Origin of the sequence: Cellulomonas composti (assembly GCF_007990245.1) — a bacterium.
GTDB lineage: Bacteria > Actinomycetota > Actinomycetes > Actinomycetales > Cellulomonadaceae > Cellulomonas > Cellulomonas composti.
Genome location: NZ_BJWG01000007.1, coordinates 1 through 20029, shown reverse-complemented (window position 1 = coordinate 20029; position 20029 = coordinate 1). Strand labels below are relative to the sequence as shown.

General features: G+C 72.1%; 18 protein-coding genes and 1 other RNA gene. 14 read left to right on the top strand and 5 right to left on the bottom strand.

The annotated features are described in order from the left end of the window. Nucleotides 1–8: 8 nt before the first annotated feature. Nucleotides 9–1517 (bottom strand): cytochrome ubiquinol oxidase subunit I, encoded by a 1509-nt coding sequence (locus CCO02nite_RS08725; RefSeq protein WP_146842755.1) that lies wholly within the window; start codon nucleotides 1515–1517, stop codon nucleotides 9–11. A 476-nt stretch (nucleotides 1518–1993) separates the two neighbouring features. Here CCO02nite_RS08725 and CCO02nite_RS08720 point away from each other — a divergent pair, with 476 nt between their 5' ends. The 9 genes from CCO02nite_RS08720 to CCO02nite_RS08680 all read left to right on the top strand — a co-directional run bounded on the left by CCO02nite_RS08720 (nucleotide 1994) and on the right by CCO02nite_RS08680 (nucleotide 13428). After that, entirely contained in the window at nucleotides 1994–5428 is a 3435-nt protein-coding gene (locus CCO02nite_RS08720) for an Rne/Rng family ribonuclease (protein ID WP_146842754.1), read from the top strand. Nucleotides 5429–5612: 184 nt separating this feature from the next. Then, nucleotides 5613–5921 (top strand): 50S ribosomal protein L21, encoded by a 309-nt coding sequence (gene rplU, locus CCO02nite_RS08715; RefSeq protein ID WP_186812650.1) that lies wholly within the window; start codon nucleotides 5613–5615, stop codon nucleotides 5919–5921. Between the two features lie 70 nt (nucleotides 5922–5991). Next, nucleotides 5992–6249, top strand: a complete 258-nt coding sequence (gene rpmA / locus CCO02nite_RS08710) for a 50S ribosomal protein L27 (protein ID WP_146842752.1) — start codon at nucleotides 5992–5994, stop codon at nucleotides 6247–6249. A gap of 115 nt (nucleotides 6250–6364) precedes the next feature. Next, on the top strand, nucleotides 6365–7882 hold the full coding sequence (gene obgE / locus CCO02nite_RS08705) for a GTPase ObgE (protein ID WP_146842751.1): 1518 nt from the start codon (nucleotides 6365–6367) through the stop codon (nucleotides 7880–7882). A 114-nt stretch (nucleotides 7883–7996) separates the two neighbouring features. Further along, nucleotides 7997–8686, top strand: coding sequence for a cell division ATP-binding protein FtsE (gene ftsE, locus CCO02nite_RS08700; protein WP_146842750.1), 690 nt, complete (start codon nucleotides 7997–7999; stop codon nucleotides 8684–8686). An 11-nt stretch (nucleotides 8687–8697) separates the two neighbouring features. Then, nucleotides 8698–9612, top strand: coding sequence for a permease-like cell division protein FtsX (gene ftsX, locus CCO02nite_RS08695; protein ID WP_146842749.1), 915 nt, complete (start codon nucleotides 8698–8700; stop codon nucleotides 9610–9612). Nucleotides 9613–9614: 2 nt separating this feature from the next. Next, nucleotides 9615–10916: a M23 family metallopeptidase gene (locus tag CCO02nite_RS08690; RefSeq protein WP_246117441.1), complete on the top strand. Its 1302-nt coding sequence runs from the start codon at nucleotides 9615–9617 to the stop codon at nucleotides 10914–10916. Nucleotides 10917–11068: 152 nt separating this feature from the next. Then, on the top strand, nucleotides 11069–11539 hold the full coding sequence (gene smpB, locus CCO02nite_RS08685) for an SsrA-binding protein SmpB (protein ID WP_146842747.1): 471 nt from the start codon (nucleotides 11069–11071) through the stop codon (nucleotides 11537–11539). Nucleotides 11540–11547: 8 nt separating this feature from the next. Next, nucleotides 11548–13428: a DUF2207 domain-containing protein gene (locus CCO02nite_RS08680; protein WP_146842746.1), complete on the top strand. Its 1881-nt coding sequence runs from the start codon at nucleotides 11548–11550 to the stop codon at nucleotides 13426–13428. Nucleotides 13429–13468: 40 nt separating this feature from the next. Here the strand turns inward: CCO02nite_RS08680 and CCO02nite_RS08675 are convergent, their stop codons facing one another. Next, complete coding sequence (locus CCO02nite_RS08675; RefSeq protein ID WP_146842745.1) at nucleotides 13469–14533, bottom strand: ATP-dependent DNA ligase; 1065 nt, start codon at nucleotides 14531–14533, stop codon at nucleotides 13469–13471. Nucleotides 14534–14580: 47 nt separating this feature from the next. Here CCO02nite_RS08675 and CCO02nite_RS08670 point away from each other — a divergent pair, with 47 nt between their 5' ends. The 5 genes from CCO02nite_RS08670 to CCO02nite_RS15700 all read left to right on the top strand — a co-directional run bounded on the left by CCO02nite_RS08670 (nucleotide 14581) and on the right by CCO02nite_RS15700 (nucleotide 18529). Further along, nucleotides 14581–15666 carry a matrixin family metalloprotease gene (locus CCO02nite_RS08670; RefSeq protein ID WP_146842744.1) on the top strand — a complete coding sequence of 362 codons (1086 nt, stop codon included), beginning with the start codon at nucleotides 14581–14583 and terminating at the stop codon, nucleotides 15664–15666. Between the two features lie 146 nt (nucleotides 15667–15812). Beyond that, nucleotides 15813–16274: a S1C family serine protease gene (locus tag CCO02nite_RS08665; RefSeq protein ID WP_146842743.1), complete on the top strand. Its 462-nt coding sequence runs from the start codon at nucleotides 15813–15815 to the stop codon at nucleotides 16272–16274. Between the two features lie 121 nt (nucleotides 16275–16395). Beyond that, complete coding sequence (locus CCO02nite_RS08660; protein ID WP_146842742.1) at nucleotides 16396–17820, top strand: DUF2207 domain-containing protein; 1425 nt, start codon at nucleotides 16396–16398, stop codon at nucleotides 17818–17820. Nucleotides 17821–17919: 99 nt separating this feature from the next. Next, nucleotides 17920–18288: a transfer-messenger RNA gene (gene ssrA / locus CCO02nite_RS08655) on the top strand. Nucleotides 18289–18355: 67 nt separating this feature from the next. After that, entirely contained in the window at nucleotides 18356–18529 is a 174-nt protein-coding gene (locus CCO02nite_RS15700) for a hypothetical protein (protein ID WP_186812641.1), read from the top strand. Nucleotides 18530–18655: 126 nt separating this feature from the next. On the opposite strand, the gene CCO02nite_RS08650 is transcribed toward CCO02nite_RS15700, so the two are convergent. The 3 genes from CCO02nite_RS08650 to CCO02nite_RS15875 all read right to left on the bottom strand — a co-directional run. Continuing rightward, nucleotides 18656–19504, bottom strand: coding sequence for an ISL3 family transposase (locus CCO02nite_RS08650; protein ID WP_246117440.1), 849 nt, complete (start codon nucleotides 19502–19504; stop codon nucleotides 18656–18658). Beyond that, the gene (locus CCO02nite_RS16075) at nucleotides 19446–19673 is read right to left on the bottom strand and encodes a transposase family protein (protein ID WP_246117464.1); all 228 of its coding nucleotides are present in this window, start codon (nucleotides 19671–19673) and stop codon (nucleotides 19446–19448) included. Before CCO02nite_RS16075 ends, CCO02nite_RS08650 begins: the two co-directional genes overlap by 59 nt. A 121-nt stretch (nucleotides 19674–19794) precedes the next feature. Further along, the coding region (locus tag CCO02nite_RS15875; RefSeq protein WP_222593174.1) for a hypothetical protein at nucleotides 19795–20029 on the bottom strand (235 nt) is incomplete at its 5' end.

Here is a 20029-nt window from a genome sequence, read left to right as displayed (position 1 = left end):
GTCTCTCCTCAGTACGCGAAGGACAGGGGGGCGTCGGAGTCGTCGCCGGAGCGACCGTCCGGGCTCGGGTCCTTCTCGCCGGCAGCGACACCCTCGATGGCGTACCGCTTCATCAGCTTGAACCAGAGCACCGCGAGCACGCCGTACAGCAGCGTGAACCCGACGAGCGAGGTGAGGATGGTCCCGGCGCCCGCGACCACCGAGACGCCGTGCCGCGTCATGAGCCACACGCCGTCGATCCCCGAGGGGTTGGGGTTGGGCGCCACCGACCACGGCTGGCGACCCATCTCGGTGAAGATCCAGCCGAACGAGGAGGCCAGGAACGGGGTCGCGATGACGGCGATGCCGAGCCGGCCGAACCACACCTTGCCGGTCACCGAACCCTTGCGCAGCAGCCACAGCGACGCGAGCGCGAGCGCGGCCGACCCGATCGCGAAGCCGATCATGAGCCGGAACGACCAGTACGTGACCGCGAGGTTGGGGTAGAAGCGCGTGTCGTCGTCGAAGGTCGGCGCGACGCCGTTCTCCTGCTCCCAGTCGGAGATCCACTGCGCGTAGTAGTCCTGCAGCTCGTCGACGCCGCGCACGTGCCCGTTCCAGTCGCCGGTCGCGAGGAACGACGTGAAGCCGGGGATCTCGATGAGGTGCGTGACGCCCGCGCAGTCGTTGGTGAGGTCGCCGATCGCGAGCAGCGAGAACGACGCACCGTCGGTGGACTCGCACAGCCCCTCCGCGGCGGCCATCTTGGCGGGCTGCTGCTCGAACATCAGCTTGGCCTGCGCGTCACCGGAGACTGCGACGCCGATGCCCGCGACGATCATGGTGATCAGGCCGAGCACGACCGCCGGGCGGTAGACGTCACGCGCCGTCGCCTCGTCGCCCTGGCGGACCTTGCGGACCATCCACCACGCCGCGATCCCGGCGACGAACGTGCCCGCCGTGAGGAACGCCGCGGTGATGGTGTGCGGGAACGCCGCCAGCACGGTCGGGTTGGTGAGCACCGCGCCGATGTCGGTCATCTCCGCACGGCCGGTCTCGAAGTTGTACGTCGTGCCCACGGGGTGCTGCATCCACGAGTTCGCCGCGAGGATGAAGAACGCGGACAGGTTCGTCGCGATCGCGACGGCCCAGATGCACGCGAGGTGGATCTTCTTGGGCAGCTTGTCCCAGCCGAAGATCCACAGGCCCAGGAACGTGGACTCGACGAAGAACGCGGCGAGCGCCTCCATCGCGAGCGGGGCGCCGAACACGTCGCCGACGAAGCGCGAGTACTCGCTCCACGCCATGCCGAACTGGAACTCCTGCACGATGCCGGTGGCGACACCGATCGCGAAGTTGATGAGCAGGAGCTTGCCGAAGAACTTGGTCAGCCGCAGCCAGCGTTCGTTGCCCGTCCGCACCCACGCCGTCTGCATGATCGCGACGAGCGGGGCGAGCCCGATCGTCAGCGGCACGAAGATGAAGTGGTAGACGGTCGTGATGCCGAACTGCCAGCGGGCGAGTGCGAGGGCGTCCACGTGTGTCTCCGAGCGACGAGCCGGGGGGCGGTCGGCCCGCCTGCCGGCCGCGACGGTGAGCCCCGGAACGGCGGGTGGGCCTGAGGGAACGCTAGGACGGGGTCAAGTCTGCCTCTGGGACCAAGGTCCCGTGTACTGACGTGCCGTCGTCAAACCGGGACCCGTGCGATCGCGTGCCCACGTGCCGTGTGCCGCGGGCCGAGGTGGCCGTGCTGTGCGATACTGACCGCGGTTCGATACGCGACCACACCGCGTGCCGAACCCGTGAGCTCGTAGTCAGCGCGTCGCGCGCGCCAGCCGCCGCCAGGTCGTCCGGCCCCGTCCAGGGCCTGGGAGGACCGGCAGGCGATGGTGCCGGCCCGGCACGGAGCCACGACCGACGACTTCCGTCGCCCCGCGAGGCGTGGGCGACGACCGACCGACCGAGGACCGCCACACGTGTGGACGGTGGTCCGCGGTACCCAGGAGCACTTCGCGTGACCTACGAGAACACCCCCGAGACCGCCGTCGAGGCGGCCGCCAGCACCGACGCGACCGGGGGTGAGGCGCCTGCCGCCCCCCGCCGTCGCCGGGCCACCCGCGCAGCCACCACCCCGGTCCCGGCCGAGGCCGCCGCTGCCGAGCCCGTGGTTGCCGAGGCCGCCGCCGAGCCTGCAGATCCCACCGACGAGGCCGCGCCGGCCGCCCCCAAGCGGCGCCGCGCCACGCGCAAGGTCGCCGAGCCGGCCGTCGCTGAGCCGGCCGTCGCTGAGCCGACGCTCGTCGAGGCCGCCGCTGCCGAGCCCGTGGCAGCCCCGGCGCGCCGTCGTCGTGCGGCATCGCGACCGGCCGCGGCACCCGATGCGCCGATCGAGCCCGCAGCCGATCCTGTTGCAGCCGCTCCTGTCGCTGACGGCGAGTCCGCCGGCGACGGTTCGGCCGCCGAGGAGACGGCCGCGCCCGCGCCGAAGCGGTCGCGCAGCCGCAAGCCGAAGGCCGCCGTCGTCGAGCCCGTGGTGGCGCCGGAGCCGGCCGCCGACGACGAGCTGGAGACCGACGAGGACGACGCGACCGCGGACGCGGCCGCCACCACGACGACGAGCACGACGACGAGCGAGACGCCCGACGGCCCGCGCCTGGCGACCACCGCCCTGCTGTTCCAGGCGCCCGACCCGTCGCTGGGCCGTGCCCGCCGCCGTCGCGTGACCTCGAGCGCCGGCTCCCCGGAGGCCATCTCGCAGGCGGCCCGTGCCGCCGCCGTCGAGTCGTCGAGCAGTGCGCCGCAGGACGACGAGCCGGGCACCGCCGTCGCACCCGCTGCCAAGTCCCGCAGCACCAGGTCCCGTGGCGCCAAGGCGCGCGGTGCCGAGGCCCGCAGCGTGTCGGCCGACGAGGGCGAGACCTTCGACGCCGCCGTCGAGCAGCCGCGTGACGAGCAGGCCAGCGACGAGCCGACCGCCGACGAGCTGATCCGCGACGGCGAGCAGACCCGCGACGGCGAGTCCGGTGGCTCGCGTCGCCGCGGTCGTCGTGGTCGCGGTGGCCAGCGTTCGCGCGGGACTGCCGAGGTTACGAGTGACGAGTCGGGCGACGAGACCGCCGCGGTCGTCGACGACGAGACGGCCGACGAGCCGATCGACCCGACCGCCGACGTGACGGCCGCGTCGGTGGACGTGGACGACGACACGCAGGACGACGACGAGTCGGGCGAGGACGGCCAGGCACCCCGCCGGCGTCGCCGCCGCGGCGGTCGTGGCCGTCGCCGCACCGAGCCGGGCGAGGCGACCTCGCGCGACGCCGGCGCGCAGGACGCGACCGAGGACGACGAGTCCGACGAGGACGACGAGGGTGACGAGTCCGGCGACGCCGCGAGCAGCCGCCGCCGTCGTCGTCGGCGTCGGGGCGCGCGCTCGGGCGACGGACGCCCGGCCGAGGAGGACCGCCGCCGCAGCCCGTCCGACGAGGTCACCGCGCTGCGCGGCTCGACCCGGCTCGAGGCCAAGCGCCAGCGCCGCCGCGAGGGCCGCGACGCGGGCCGTCGCCGCCAGATCATCAGCGAGGCGGAGTTCCTCGCCCGTCGCGAGGCCGTCGACCGCGCGATGATCGTGCGGGAGAAGGGCGGCCGCACGCAGATCGCCGTGCTCGAGGACGGCGTGCTCGTCGAGCACTACGTGTCGAACCAGGCGCAGGCGTCGATGGTCGGCAACGTCTACCTGGGCCGCGTCCAGAACGTGCTGCCGAGCATGGAGGCCGCGTTCGTCGACGTCGGCAAGGGCCGCAACGCGGTCCTGTACGCGGGCGAGGTCAACTGGGACGCCGCGGGTCTCGAGGGCGGCCAGCCGCGCCGCATCGAGCAGGCGCTCAAGTCCGGTGACCCGGTGCTGGTCCAGGTCACCAAGGACCCGATCGGCCACAAGGGTGCGCGGCTGACCTCACAGGTCACGCTCGCGGGCCGCTACCTGGTCTATGTCCCCGGCGGCGGCATGACGGGCATCAGCCGCAAGCTGCCCGACGTCGAGCGCAACCGCCTCAAGAAGATCCTGCGCGAGGTCGTGCCGGACTCGGCGGGCGTCATCGTGCGCACGGCCGCGGAGGGTGCCTCGGAGGAGGAGCTGCGCGCCGACATCGCGCGCCTGCAGGGCCAGTGGGAGGCGATCGAGAAGAAGTCGAAGACCGCCTCCGCGCCCGCGCTGCTGCAGGGTGAGCCGGACATGGCGATCCGCGTGGTCCGCGACATCTTCAACGACGACTTCGGTTCGCTCGTGGTGCAGGGCGACGAGGCGTGGTCGACGATCTCGTCGTACATCGGTGACCTCGCGCCGGACCTGGCCGCCAAGGTCTCCAAGTACGTCGGCACGGGCGACGTGTTCGCCGACCACCGGATCGACGAGCAGCTCGCCAAGGGCATGGACCGCAAGGTCTGGCTGCCGTCGGGCGGCTCGCTGGTGATCGACCGCACCGAGGCCATGACCGTGGTCGACGTCAACACCGGCAAGTTCACCGGCTCGGGCGGCACGCTCGAGGAGACGGTCACGCGCAACAACCTCGAGGCCGCCGAGGAGATCGTCCGACAGCTGAGGCTGCGGGACATCGGCGGCATCATCGTGATCGACTTCATCGACATGGTGCTCGAGTCCAACCGCGACCTCGTGCTGCGCCGGCTCGTCGAGTGCCTGGGGCGTGACCGCACCAAGCACCAGGTCGCCGAGGTGACGTCGCTGGGCCTGGTCCAGATGACCCGCAAGCGCGTCGGCCAGGGTCTGGTCGAGGCGTTCTCCGAGACGTGCGAGCACTGCCACGGTCGCGGCTTCGTCGTGCACAGCGAGCCGATCGAGAAGAACGTGCGGCCCGACGCGGGCGTCCAGCAGGTGGAGGCCCCCGCCGGCGAGGCGAAGCGCTCACGCCGCAAGCGCGGCGGAACGACGGCCGCCCCCGCGGCCGTGCACCCGGGTGTGCCGGTGCTGCCCGAGGAGCGCTCGGCCGTGAAGGCCACGCTCGCGACGATCGCGGCAGCCGCCGCGCACGCGCACGAGCTGCACGACCAGCACGCCGGGGTCGCGGTCGACGACCTCGCCGTGGCGTCCGACGACGTCGCCGCGGACGAGTCGCTCGAGACCGTCTCCGACGAGGTCGCGTCCGACACGGCCACGGAGCTCGTCTCCGACGAGGCCGGGTCCGACGAGACCGCGCAGGAGTTCGTGTCCGACGAGGCCGGGTCCGACGAGACTGAGTCCGACGAGGCTGTCTCGGACGAGGCTGCCTCCGACGATTCCGAGCCCGACGCGCCGACGCTGGACGTGCTGGCGGCGTTCGCGTCGATCCGGCAGCCGGGAGCCGTCGACACGCTCGAGCTGACGCCGGTGGACCCGTCGGTCTTCGTCACGTTCGACGAGGGCGAGGACGAGCGAGGGGACCAGGGCGAGCAGGTTTGACCAGGCGCGCCCAGGTCCGTACCCTGGGACGTCGGCGCGCTGCGTGCGCGCTGATCGTGCGTGCCGCAGGACGGCGCCGACGCGACCCCCACTCAGGCGGCCCCCGGGCCCTCGTGTGCGAGGGGCGCCGGTGAGTCCCGGGACGACAGAGCAGCAGTTTCGACGAGCAGAGATGAGCAGCAACGTGGTGTACGCGATCGTGAAGGCCGGCGGCCGCCAGGAGAAGGTCGCCGTCGGCGACATCGTCGTCGTCGACCGCCTCTCCGCGCAGGCCGGTTCGACCGTCGAGCTGCCCGCGCTGCTGCTCGTGGACGGCGAGAAGGTGACGACCGACGCGGCTGCGCTCGCGAAGATCACGGTCACCGCCGAGGTCGTCCGCAACGAGCGGGGACCGAAGATCGACATCCTCAAGTACAAGAACAAGACCGGCTACCGCAAGCGCCAGGGTCACCGTCAGGACCTGACCCGCCTCAAGGTCACCGGCATCAAGTGAGCTTCCCCGTGGGCGTCGGCGACGACGGCCGCGGGATCCCCGTTCTGAGCAACCCGAGAGCAGGTTCGTCATGGCACACAAGAAGGGCGCGAGCTCCTCGCGCAACGGTCGCGACTCGAACGCGCAGCGCCTTGGCGTGAAGCGTTTCGGTGGTCAGGTCGTCAAGGCCGGCGAGATCCTCGTCCGCCAGCGCGGCACGCACTTCCACCCCGGCAACAACGTGGGCCGCGGCGGGGACGACACGCTCTTCGCGCTGACCCCGGGTTCGGTGCAGTTCGGCACGCGTCGGGGCCGCAAGGTCATCGACATCGTCCCGGCCGAGGTCTGACAGGTCGCAGTACGTCGCGAAGGGGCGCACCGGTTGCGGTGCGCCCCTTCGTCGTGTTCACCCCGTGCGACTCGTGCGGGCGGGTGTGGTGAGGTGGACGAGGAGGTGGTGAGGCATGGCGACATTCGTCGATCGCGTGGTGCTGCACGCGTCGGGCGGTGACGGCGGGAACGGCTGCGCCTCGATCCACCGGGAGAAGTTCAAGCCGCTGGCCGGCCCCGACGGCGGCAACGGCGGCGGTGGCGGTTCGGTGGTGCTCGAGGTGGACCCGCAGGTGACGACCCTGCTCGAGTTCCACCACCTGCCGCACCGCCACGCTCCGTCCGGGACGCAGGGGATGGGCGACCACCGGGCCGGCGCGACGGGTGCGGACCTGGTGCTGGGGGTGCCTGACGGCACGGTCGTGAAGTCGCCCGACGGCGAGGTCCTCGCGGACCTCGTGGGGGTGGGCGCGCGCTACGTCGTCGCGGCCGGCGGCCGCGGCGGGCTGGGCAACGCCGCGCTGGCCTCACCGCGTCGCAAGGCGCCGGGCTTCGCGCTGCTCGGCGAGCCGGGTCTGTCGGCCGACGTCGTGCTCGAGCTCAAGACGATCGCGGACGTCGCGCTGGTCGGCTGGCCGAGCGCGGGCAAGTCGTCGCTGGTCGCGGCGATCTCGGCGGCGCGGCCGAAGATCGCGGACTACCCGTTCACGACTCTCGTGCCGAACCTGGGCGTGGTCCAGGCCGGCACCGCGCGCTACACCGTCGCCGACGTGCCCGGCCTGATCCCGGGCGCGTCCGAGGGTCGCGGGCTGGGACTGGAGTTCCTGCGTCACGTCGAACGGTGCGCGGTGCTCGTGCACGTGCTCGACTGCGCGACCCTCGAGCCGGGCCGCGACCCGATCACCGACCTCGAGGTCATCGAGGCCGAGCTGGCCGCCTACGCGGGCGACCTGGAGATCGAGGGCGGCCGGGTGCCGCTGACCGAGCGCCCGCAGATCGTCGTGCTGAACAAGATCGACGTGCCCGAGGCGCGCGAGCTCGCCGAGCTGGTGCGCCCCGAGCTGGAGGCGCGCGGACTGCCGGTGCACGAGGTCTCGACCGCGAGCCATGAGGGGCTGCGGGCACTGACGTTCGCGCTCGCCGAGCTCGTCGAGAAGGCCCGCCGCGAGGCGCCCGCGCCCGAGCCCACGCGCGTGGTCCTGCGGCCCAAGGCCGTCGACGACGCGGGGTTCACGGTCACGCGGCGCGAGGGCGGCGGCGCGGTGTGGTTCCAGGTGCGCGGCGAGAAGCCCGAGCGCTGGGTGCGTCAGACGGACTTCACCAACGACGAGGCCGTCGGCTACCTGGCGGACCGCCTGGCCCGCCTGGGCGTCGAGGAGCGGCTGTTCAAGACCGGCGCGGTCGCGGGCGACGAGGTGCGCATCGGCCCCGACACCGACGCGGTGGTGTTCGACTGGGAGCCCACGCTCATGACGGGTGCCGAGCTGCTCGGCTCGCGCGGCACGGACGCGCGGCTCGACGACCAGTCGCGCCCGACCCGCGGCGAGAAGCGCACCGAGTTCAAGGAGCGGATGGACGCCAAGGCGGCCGCACGCGCCGAGCTGTGGACCGAACGCGAGCAGGGCATCTGGACGGACCCGGACGCGGAGTGACCGACCTCCGGCGTGTCACACGCCGAAGCGTGAAGGTGGCGTGCCTAGTCTCGACGAGGCCGCGCCGCCGTCCGGTGGCCGGTGTCCGTCTGCCCGGAGTCTGAGCACAGCACCGTGATCCGTTTCGAGAACGTCACCAAGGTCTACGCGCGCGGCGCCAGGCCCGCGCTGGACCGCATCTCGCTCGACGTCGAGCGCGGCGAGTTCGTGTTCCTCGTCGGGGCCTCCGGCTCGGGCAAGTCCACGTTCCTGCGCCTCGTGCTGCGCGAGGAGCGCGCGTCGGCCGGCAAGGTGTTCGTCGCCGGCAAGGAGCTGGGCACGCTCTCGTCGTGGAAGGTCCCGGCGTTGCGCCGCCAGATCGGCGCGGTCTTCCAGGACTTTCGCCTGCTGCCCAACAAGTCGGTGTTCGAGAACGTCGCGTTCGCGCTGCAGGTGATCGGCAAGCCGCGCCACCAGATCCTGACGACGGTGCCGGACGTGCTCGAGATGGTCGGCCTGGCCGGCAAGGAGAAGCGTCGTCCGCACGAGCTGTCCGGTGGCGAGCAGCAGCGTGTCGCGATCGCGCGCGCGTTCGTCAACCGGCCGCCGATCCTGCTGTGCGACGAGCCGACCGGCAACCTCGACCCGACCACGTCCCTGGGGATCATGCGCCTGCTCGACCGGATCAACCGCACGGGCACGACGGTGCTGATGGCCACGCACGACGACGAGATCGTCGACCAGATGCGCAAGCGAGTGGTCGAGCTGTCCACCGGCGAGATGGTGCGCGACCAGTCGCGCGGCGTCTACGGCTCGGACCGCTGAGGGGAGGGGCCGTGCGACTGCGCTTCATCCTCTCCGAGATCGGCATCGGTCTTCGTCGGAACCTGTCCATGACCGTCTCGGTGATCCTGGTGACGTTCGTGTCCCTCACCTTCGTCGGGGCCGCCGCTCTGCTGCAGCTGCAGATCGGCAAGATGAAGGACGACTGGTACGACAAGGTCGAGGTCTCGGTCTACCTGTGCCCGTCGAACTCGCCCGAGCCCACGTGCGCGGGCGGGGAGGTCACCGACGAGCAGCGGCAGGCGATCCTCGACGCGCTCGCGCAGCCCGAGGTCGCGCCGTACATCCAGGAGAAGTTCGAGGAGTCCAAGGAGGAGGCGTTCGAGCGCTTCCAGGAGCAGTTCGGCGACCAGTCGTGGGCGTCGGTCGCGACGGTCGACGACATGAACTCGTCGCTGCGGATCAAGCTCACCGACCCGTCGAAGTACCAGCTCGTGGCCGAGGTCGTGTCGGGCAAGCAGGGCGTCGAGAGCGTGCAGGACCAGCGGAGGCTGTTCGACCGGCTGTTCCTCGTGCTCGACCGCGCGACGCTGCTGGCCGGCGGGCTCGCACTCGTCATGCTGATCGCGGCCGTGCTGCTCATCACCACGACGATCCGGCTGTCGGCGCTCTCGCGTCGGCGCGAGACCGGCATCATGCGGCTCGTCGGCGCGTCCACGCTGTTCATCCAGCTCCCGTTCATGCTCGAGGGGGCGATCGCGGCGACCGTGGGGTCGCTGCTCGCCGTCGGCGGGTTGTGGCTGGGGGTGGAATACCTGATCACGGACTGGTTGGGTGCCAGCGTGAGCTGGATCCCGTACGTGTCGACCTCCGACGTCCTGACCGTCGCGCCGTGGTTGATCCTGGCGGCGATCCTGCTCGCCGCCATCTCGTCGTTGGTCACCCTGAGCCGCTACACGAAGGTGTGATGATGCGCCGTCGCCGTCCTGCTGCCGTCCTGGCCGTCCTCGCGCTCGGGGTCGGGCTCGCCTTCGGGGGTGCCGCGCCCGCGTCGGGCGACGCGATCGACGACCGCCGCCACGCCGCGGAGGAGGAGCAGCGCAAGAACGAGCAGGCCCGTGCCGACGCCGAGGAGGCGATGGAGGGCGTCACGTCCGACCTCGCCGCGATCGCCGACCGGCTGCTCGAGATCCAGACGCTGCTGCCGGCCGCACAGCTCAAGCTCGACGAGGCCAACGACAGGTACGACGACGCCAGGCGCAAGGCGGTGCTCGTCGCGGCGCAGCTCGACGACGCCAAGGAGCAGGCCGCCGACCTCGACGTCGCGATCACGCAGAACACCGGCGAGGCCGACAAGATGCGTCAGGCCATCGGCCAGATGGCGCGCGAGGCGTACCGCGGCGGCGGAGACATGTCGAACGTCGGGGTGATCCTCGACGCCGACTCGAGCGAGGACTTCATCGAGCGCGCCGACATGGTGAACATGGCACTGCGCGCTCGCGCGCAGGTGCTCGACGACCTGAAGTCCACCGAGTCCGGCAACCTCAACTCGCAGGAGCGTCTCGGCGCGGTCCAGGACCGGATCGTCGAGCTCAAGGCCGAGGCCGACGAGAAGCTCGCCGAGGCGCAGACCGCGAAGCAGGCCGCCGAGGACGCCAAGAAGGCGCTCGACACGCTGCTCGCGGAGCAGAAGGAGAAGCAGGCGACCCTCGAGGCGCAGCGGCAGCAGCTGATCGACGACATCGCGGCGGCCGACGCGGAGGCCGACCGGATCGCCGAGGAGCTCAAGAAGGCGATCGAGGAGCAGCGCGAGCGCGACGAGCGCAACAACTCGACGCCGAACCCGCCGGGGGTCTCCGGCAGCCAGCTGTTCGTCAACCCGACGCAGACCGACCCGATCTACGTGACCTCCGAGTACGGGATGCGGTTCCACCCGATCCTGCACTACTGGCGCCTGCACGCCGGGATCGACCTGCGCGACTACTGCGGCAACGACGTGTACGCGGGTCGCGACGGCACCGTGCTGTGGGGCCGGTACCGCGCGGGGTACGGCAACCAGGTGATGATCGACCACGGCATCATCAACGACCGCGGGGTGGCGACCAGCTACAACCACCTGTCGCAGATCCTCGTGAGCCCGGGGCAGAAGGTCTCCGCCGGCCAGCTCATCGCGCGCGCCGGCAACACCGGCACGTCGGCGGCCTGCCACCTGCACTTCGAGGTCTACATCAACGGCGCCACCACCAACCCGCGCCCGTATCTCGGCATCTGATCGGAGCACGGCCGCGCGTGGCCGGGGACAATGCGCTGCGGATCCCGACGCTCCGGCAGGTAGAGTCGGTCGGCGCCCGCGCAGGTCGGGCGCGCTCGTCGGACGTCCGACGAGGGTGCGCACGGACGTGAGCTGGACGTGAGGAGGTCGTCGTGGCCAGGGAGAGCGGGCGCAAGCTCATCGCAGCGAACCGCAAGGCGCGCCACGACTACGTCATCGAGGACGTGTTCGAGGCGGGGCTGGTGCTGACCGGCACCGAGGTCAAGGCGCTCCGCGCCGGCCGGGCCTCGCTCGTCGACGGCTGGTGCGAGGTCGAGGGCGGCGAGGCGTGGCTGCACGGCGCGCACATCTCCGAGTACGCGCAGGGCACCTGGACCAACCACGCGCCGCGTCGCAAGCGCAAGCTGCTCCTGCACCGCGAGGAGATCGAGCGGCTCGAGTCGCGCACCCGCGAGAAGGGCCAGACGATCGTGCCCCTCGCGCTGTACTTCCTCGACGGGCGTGCCAAGGTCGAGATCGCGCTGGCCCGCGGCAAGCGGGACTGGGACAAGCGCCAGGCCCTGCGTGAGCGGCAGGACACCATGGAGGCGCAGCGCGCCATCCGCGAGCGCCGCGACCGCTGAGCCCGCCGATGCCCACCCTCACCCGAGCCGAGACTCGCCTCGGAGCCGCACTCGCCGCCGTGCTCGGGACGGTTCTCCTGATCGGCGGTGCCACAGCCGCGGCGGCTGCACCGGACCAGACCTCGGGGCGCGAGATCACGCGGTACGACCTGACGGCGCAGGCGCAGGCCGACGGCGTCGTGCACGTCACCATCGACTTCGACTTCGACTTCGGGAACGACCCCGGGCACGGCCCGTACCTCACGCTGCCGCTCCGGCAGGGGTACGACGACACGCACGACCGCGAGTTCTGGTACAGCGACATCGAGGTCTCGAGCCCGACAGGGGCGCCCGCGAACCTCTACCAGGAGGACGACGGCGACGCGACGATCCTGCGGATCGGGGACGAGGACGTCGACGACGTCTCGGGCGTGCAGACCTACGAGATCGCCTACACCGTGAACGGGCTGATCAACCCGGCGAACGAGCAGCACTCGGGCGACGAGCTGTACTGGAACGTGATCGGTCCGGGCTGGGAGATCCCGATCGGCGACGTCACCGCGACCGTCTCCGGGCCGGCCGCGATCGAGGGAGCGGTGTGCTTCGCCGGGCCGTCGGGGAGCACGTCGTCGTGCACGTCGTCGTCCTTCGCGGGCGCGACCTCGAGCTTCACGCAGGACCTGCTGCCCGTCGGTTCGCAGCTCACGACCGTGACCGGCTGGCCTGCCGGGACGTTCCCCGGTGTCGAGCCGATCATCGTCGAGCAGCCGGACCCGCTGGCCCCGATCCGGCCCGCGACGCCGCTCGGCCTCGTCGCGCTCGTGATCGCCGGGGTCGGGTCCATCGTCGCGATCCGCCGGGTGCGGCGGGTCGGCCGCGACCGCGCCTACCTCGGCCTGACGCCCGGGCTGCGGCCCGGGACGGGCCCGCACGGCGCGACGGGCTACCGCGACAAGCGGGCGCCGGTCGCGGTGCAGTTCACGCCGCCGGCGGACGTGCGGCCGGGAGAGATCGGCACGCTCGTCGACGAGAAGGCCGACCCGGTCGACGTCACCGCGACCCTCATCGACCTCGCCGTGCGCGGCTACCTGCGCATCGAGGAGGTGCCGCGCAGCAACCCGAGGAAGAAGCCGAAGGACTGGACGCTGATCGCGCTGCGCGAGCCCGACGAGGCGCTGCTGGCCTACGAGGCCAAGCTCATGGACGAGGTCTTCACCGGCCGCCCGCAGGTGCGGCTCTCCGCGCTCAGGACCACGTTCGCGTCGTCGATGACCGCGGTGCAGACCGCGCTGTACGAGCAGGTGACGCGACTCGGCTGGTTCAGCGCCAACCCGAAGTCGGTGCGCACCCGCTGGCTGCTGGCCGGCGGCGCGCTGCTCGCGGTCGGGGTCGGGCTGGTGTTCGTGGCGTTCGCCGCCGGCGCCGACGTGCCCGGGATCGCGCTGGTGCCGGTCGCGGTCGTCGTCGTCGGCATCGTGGTGCTCGTGTGCGCCTCGTCCGCGCCCGCCCGCACCGAGGACGGCACCGCCGTGCTCGCGCAGGCGATGGGCTTCCGGCTCTACCTGACGACGGCCGAGGCGGACCAGCTGCGGTTCGAGGAGGGCGAGGACGTCTTCAGCCGCTACCTGCCGTACGCGATCGTGTTCGGCGTCGCCGAGCGGTGGGCCCGGGTGTTCGCCGAGCTCGCCGCGCAGGGTCGGGCCGTCGCGCAGCCGACCTGGTACTCCGGGTACTACAACCCGATGCCCGGCGTGTTCTGGGCGACGGCGTTCGCGTCCTCGATGGACCGCTTCCAGTCGGTGGCCACGGAGTCGCTGACCGCACCGACCCCGGGCTCCTCGGGCAGCTCCGGCTTCTCGGGCGGCTTCTCGGGTGGCGGCGTCGGTGGAGGCGGTGGCGGCGGCTGGTGAACCGCGCCGCGGGTGCGCCCGCGGTCTCGTCGGCGGCGGGCTACGGGCGGCGACCCAGGATGTCCGCGAGGTCGAAGCGGACGGGTTCCTCGAGCTGGGTGTAGGTGCACGACGACGGGTCGCGGTCCGGGCGCCAGCGGCGGAACTGCGTCGTGTGCCGGAACCTCGTGCCCTCCATGTGGTCGTAGGCGACCTCGACGACGAGCTCGGGGCGCAGCGGGACGAAGCTCAGGTCCTTGGTCGCGTTCCACCGGCTGACCGCGCCCGGCAGCCGCCCGCCCGCGTGCGCCGCCGGATCCGCCCACGCGCCCCACGGGTGCTCGTCGACGCCCGTCGTGAGCGGGGCCAGCTCCTCGACGAGCGCGGCGCGGCGCGCCATCGGGAACGACGCGACGACGCCGACGTGCTGCAGGTGCCCCTCGTCGTCCCACAGCCCCAGCAGCAGGCTCCCGACGATCCCGCCCGACTTGTGCCAGCGGTACCCGGCGACCACGCAGTCGGCCGTGCGCTCGTGCTTGACCTTGAACATCGTGCGTCTGTCCGGCTGGTAGGTGCCGTCCAGCGGCTTGGCGACGACGCCGTCGAGGCCCGCGCCCTCGAACTGCGTGAACCAGCGCTGCGCGAGCGCGAGGTCGCCGGTCGCGGGCGTGAGGTGCACGGCCCCGCTGGTGTCCGTGAGCGCGTCCTCGAGCCGGGCGCGACGCTGCGCGAGCGGCGTGCCCATCAGGTCGTCGTCGCCGAGCGCGAGCAGGTCGAACGCGACGAGGCTCGCGGGCGTCTGCTCCGCGAGCAGCTTCACGCGCGAGGCCGCGGGGTGGATGCGGTTGGTCAGCAGGTCGAAGCTCAGCCGGTCGCCGTCGACGACGACGATCTCGCCGTCGAGCACGCAGCGCGGGGGAGTGTGGGCCCTGATCTGCTCGACGAGCTCGGGGAAGTAGCGGGTCAGCGGCTTCTCGTTGCGGCTGCCGAGCTCCACCTCGTCGCCGTCGCGGAACACGATGGTGCGGAAGCCGTCCCACTTCGGCTCGACGTGCCCGACGTCGGGGATCTGGCTGACCGCCTTGGCGAGCATCGGCGCGACGGGCGGCATCACGGGCAGGCGCATGGGGGTCATCCTGCCCCGCACGGGTGACACGCGCCCGGCTTCGGTGCGTGGCCCTCAACCCGCGGCTCGTCGTGGCCGATGGCGAACACGTGCCCGATCCCGACGACCTGCCGCGCTCACCCAGCGGCCGGCTCCCGCAGTGGGTGCTCGACGAGGCGGCGGGGCGAGCCCACGTGCCGACGCTCGGGCCACCGGATCGCAGGACGCGGCGTGACCTGGCGGCGTTCCGGAGGCTCGACCGTCGTGCGGCGCGGGCGATGGCGCGCGGGGGTGCGGGGGTCAGGCAGCGCACGCTCGTCGTGCTGATCGCCGTGCTGTCCGCGCTGATCGGGACGGGCTGCGCGGTGCTCTGGTACCGGTCGCTGCCCGACCAGAGCCTCTCCGGCGTGCGTGACGCGCTCATGGCGCACCCCGGTGACGCCGAGGCTGCCGGCGCCCACATGGTCGACGACGGCTCGCGCCCGCCTGCCGGCGTCGGTGAGGGCGCGGCACCTCTCGGAACGCCGCCGGTCGTCGCGTGGGACGGCTCGCCGTACGCGTTCGAGGCCACGCAGACTGTCGACGGCGAGGAGCGGCCCGTCACGTGGGACCCGTGCCGCGTCGTGCACTACGCCGTCAGCACGTACGGCGCCCCGGACGCGTTCGCGCAGGACGTCACGCGCGTCGTCGCGGAGGCGCAGGAGGCCACCGGGCTCGTCTTCGTCGACGACGGTCCGACGACCGAGCTCGTCGGAGCCGAGCGGGCGCCCTATCAACCCGAGCGCTACGGCGAGCGGTGGGCGCCGCTGCTGATCGGGTTCTCCGACGAGACGCTGCTGCCCGACCTGGCCGGCGGCGTCGTCGGCCTGGGCGGACCCGGGTCCGTGCGTGCGCCGTCGGGGCTGCAGGTCGTGGTCTCGGGGCAGGTCTCGCTCGACGCCGAGCTCCTGACGACCGACGGCAGGCGGGCCGTGGACCGGCGCGTCTTCCTCGGCGTGCTGCGCCATGAGCTCGCCCACGCGATCGGCCTGGACCACGTCGACGACCCGTCGCAGCTGATGAACCCCGAGATGGAGTCGGTGTACACGTACCAGACGGGCGACCTCTACGGGCTCTCGGAGCTCGGCAGCGGGGTCTGCGCCCCGGAGCTCTGAGCGCCGGGGCCGTTCGTCTCCGCGGGGTTCGCCCAGGGCGGACATTGCCAGGGAACTATCAAGAACAGGTCAGCCGTTCCCCTGGTACGGACGCTGTGATGGTCGCGGCGGCGCCGCCCGGGTGCCCGTGACGAGAGGGGACGACGATGCCCGCTGACGACGAGGTGGAACGGCCGCGCGGACGTCGGCGCGGCCTGGCGATCGGCGCGGCGTTCGCGGTGGGTGCCACGGTGGTCGGCCCGACCGCCGCGGCCGAGGCCGCCGTGGTCACCGCCCCGACCCTGGGATCCGGGCCGCGCAGCGCGCCGTCGTGGCCGGGGCTGGCCGCCGCGGACTCGTCGGGCGGCGTGCTCGAGGTCGAGGCCGCGGGCTCGTCGGGACCGGTGCGGGGGACCGCGCTCGCGATGACGGCCGACGGCATCGCGGTCGCGCCGCTGCACCTCGTCGACGGGGCGTCCAGCATCCACGTCACCGACCCGTCCTCGGGGCTCCGCTCGCCGGCGTCGGTGCTGGTGAGCGACCCGCGTGCGGACGTCGCGGTGCTCCGCATCGAGACGACCGGGCTGCTCGAGCCCGCCACGCTCGTCTCGCGGGTCGAGGACGCGTGACCCCGGCCGTCGTCCGAGCGGGTGATTTTGCCCTGGCTTGACCTTGCTCTTGCCTGAAGATGCTGTACGTTCACCCTGCCGGTAGGGGGTCTCGTCGAGGCCGGCGGACAGGGGTGCGGTCATGCGGGCACGACGGCTCATGGGGGCGGCGGGTCTCGCCGGTGCGGTGGCGGCGCTCGTCGTCGGACCGCTCGGTGCCGGCCCCGCCGGTGCGGTCGCCGACCTCTCGTCGGGACGCGAGATCACGCGGTACGAGCTGACGGCCGACGTCGCGGCGGACGGCGTGGTCCACGTCGCCGTGGACCTCGACCTCGACTTCGGCGACGAACCCGGTCACGGCCCGTACCTGTCCGTCGTCACCAGCGAGCAGACCGCCGACGGCTGGACCCGGCTGTTCGAGGTGACCGACGCGGTCGCGGCGAGCCCCAGCGGCGCACCCGACGGGCTGCGCATCGACGACGAGGGCGACCGGGTCGCCCTGTACATCGGCGACGAGGACGTCGGCGACGTCTCGGGCGTGCAGACCTATCGCGTCGAGTACGACGTCACGGGCCTGCTCGACCCGTCCGGCCCGGCGGGCGACCTCTCCTGGGACGCCGTCGGACCCGACTTCGACGTCCCCGTCTCGAACGTGCGCGTCGCGGTGACAGGTCCCGTCGCCGCAAGGGGCGGGACGTGCACCGTCGTCCCCGGCGCGTGCACGCACGTCGCCGACACCGACGGCGCGTGGCTCTTCAACCAGGACGTGCTGCAGCCCGGCGAGGCCCTCACCGTCACCGTCGACTGGCCCGACGGCACGTTCCCGGGCGTCGTCCCGCAGTACGCGCCGCAGGCGCCGGTGGACGACGGGTACGACGAGGGAGGCATCGACGGCGGGTTCGACGACGGAAACTGGTACGTCGACGTCGACGTGGACGGCTCGATGGGGTTCGACGAGATGGGGGCCGGCGCCGACTTCGGCGGCTTCGGCTTCGTCGTGGTGATCGCCATCATCGGGATCGTCGTCGCAGCCGTCAGCGCCATGGTGCGCAGCGGCGGCTCGGGGCAGTCGTCGGGCCTGTCCGGCGGTGGCTCCGTCGCCCGCCGCGCGCCTCGGCCCGCTGCGCCGCCCGCGGACGTCCAGTCCCTCGTCGAGCGCGAGTACGTCTCGATCGACCCGTCCGACCAGCTGCCCGACGGCTCGCCCGACTGGGTGCTGCGCTCGCTGCGCGCGCCTGACGACGAGCTCTCCGCCCGTGAGCGCGCCTGGTACACCGCGATGTTCGGCGCCGGCGTCGGCGGGAGCGTGCTGTGGTCGCAGGTCGTTCCGCCGAGCTTCGCGACCGCACGCTCGTCGTCCTCGGCGCGCGACTCAGACGAGAGCTGGCTCGAGGACGACCCGCTCAGGCGCGGCTCGACGTTCGGTGGCGTGTTCGGCGGCGGCGGGTTCGGCGGCAGCGGGTTCGGATCGGGCTCGGGGTTCGGCGGCGGGCACGACTCGAGTTCGTCCGGCTCGTCGGGCTCGTCGTCCGGCGGCGCCTCCGGCGGAGGTGGCGGCGGCTGGTGAGGCGGGGAATCCCGTCGTCACGCCCGGCGTTGGACAGGTAGTCTGGGCTGCGCCCGGTGCCTGCCTCGCGGCGGGACCGGGCGGTTGACAACTGCACATGGGGGTGATCGGTTTCGACGGTGATCGTCGAGCCAGGAGAAGCGGGTCGAGGACGCACGGTTATCTCGTCAACGCTCCGTGCAAATCATAGGTGCCGATTCCAATCGCACCGACTTCGCCCTCGCCGCCTGAGCGAGCCTCGAAGTCCGTCAGCCTAAGCATGCTTCCGGCTTAGTTCCTGGCGTCATCTAGGGAGCCACTGCTGCTTGTCATCGTCAGTGTGACGAGCGGGACTTCTAGCTGACTGAGCCCGTCCACCTTCTCGTCCGTGGGAGTGGTGGGGGCTGAGAAATTCCATCACGGACTGCACCCGGAGAAGCCCTGGTTCCACGTCATCGGACGCGGGTTCGATTCCCGCCACCTCCACTTCTGTCAGCGCCGCGGCCTTCGTCATCCCGACGAGGGCCGTTGGTGTTCGTGTTCCGAGGAGCCTGTGATGCCCGAGACGGTGGCGTGGGTGGACCCGCGCGAGCAGATCGAGTTCAGCGTGCTGCTGGCCAACGGCCGCCTGGCAGGGCGCCGCTTCGCCTCGCGCGACGAGGCCGAGCGCTGGGCACAGCCCGACGAGCAGGTGGTCGAGTACAACCTCGTCTGCGAGTGCGCCGTCTGACCCGCACCGCCCTGTCGTGAGTTCGAGGTTCTGGCTCGGATTCGCGACCAGAACCCCGCTCCCACGCGTGAAGGGCGAGTCGGGCTCTTGGCGGTTCGTGGTGAACACGGCCTGTGAGGTGGGTGTTCACGCGGCGGTCTTGCCGGCGCTGGTGAGCAGGATACGAGCGCGGTAGTTGTTCTCGTTGCGGAATCCGCGTGCGGTGCGCTTGATGTTCTTGATCGTGGTGTTCGCGGCCTCGGTGCGGGCGTTGGTGACGCCGGTGACGATCAGGACCTCGATCGCGGGCCACCAGGCTTCCAGGGTCGCGACGAGCCGGTCGGTCTCGGGCATCGCGGCGACGGCCGCGACGGCGCGCAGGGTCTGCATGGCCTCGGCGGCGTCGGTCAGCGATGCGGTGGCCAGCAGCATCCGTAGGTGTTCCTTGACGGCCCAGGCCCACTCCAGCTGCCCGCTCGGGTCGTCGCGCGCGAACACGTGCTCGAGCCTGGCCCAGGCCCGGGTCGAGAGGGTGTCGGCGGCGCGCAGCAGCAGCCGCCGGTTCGCCCAGGCCGGGTCGCAGCTGCGTCCGCGCCGGTCGTGGACCTCACGCGCGCGACGCTGGCGCACCGCGGTCAGCATCTGGTTGGCGAGCTGGACCAGGTGGAACGCGTCGACGCTGACCGCAGCTGCCGGCAGGTTGGTGGCGATCGCCTTACGGAACGCCGCGGACGGGTCGATCGCGACCACCTCGACGCGCTCGCGCCACGTCTCGTCGCGGACCTTGAGCCAGTCACCGACGCATCGGCTGTCGCGCCCGTCGACGACGCCGAGCACGCTGCCGGTGTCCAGGTCCACGAACGTGGTCATCCAGGGCTCGAACCGCCGCCAGGACCCGTCCGGCTCGCGGAACCAGCGCACCGACCGGTAGCGGTGCTCATCGATCCCGAGCCGGCGCACGGCGACCTCGTCGACCGCGGGCAGCAGCACCGCCACCGCGCTGATCGCAGCCTGGACCAGCCACCACGACACCCCGTGCGCGCCGCCCGCACAGGCGCTCGGCGCAGACCCAGCGACGCTTGGCCCACACCACCCGCACCGGCCCGCCCACTGGCACGTCGCGCACGACCTGCTCACGACGGGCGTGGACCCGCGTCGCGACCACCCCACACGACGGGCACCCCGGCGGCGCCAACGACTCCACGAGCACTCGACGCGGCCCGGCGTCATCGTCGGCCGCGTCGATCACACGCAAGTCGGGCAGGTTGAACGCCACGCTCGCAGCATCACGCCGCGAACCCGTAGGCTCGATCACGGCTCGTGGTCCTCGCAGGAACTGGATGTCTCGACAACACCCATCCCAGCAGGCCACGAGCCTTCAACATCTCAACGACGCAACGGGCCCCCTCCACCACGAACCGCGAAGAGCCGCCAAACACCCGAAACGTGAGCCAAGTCGGGTTGAATCCCAACACGAGTAGCGGTGCCGGGATAATCGCCGAGTAGAAGATCTTGTAGCCC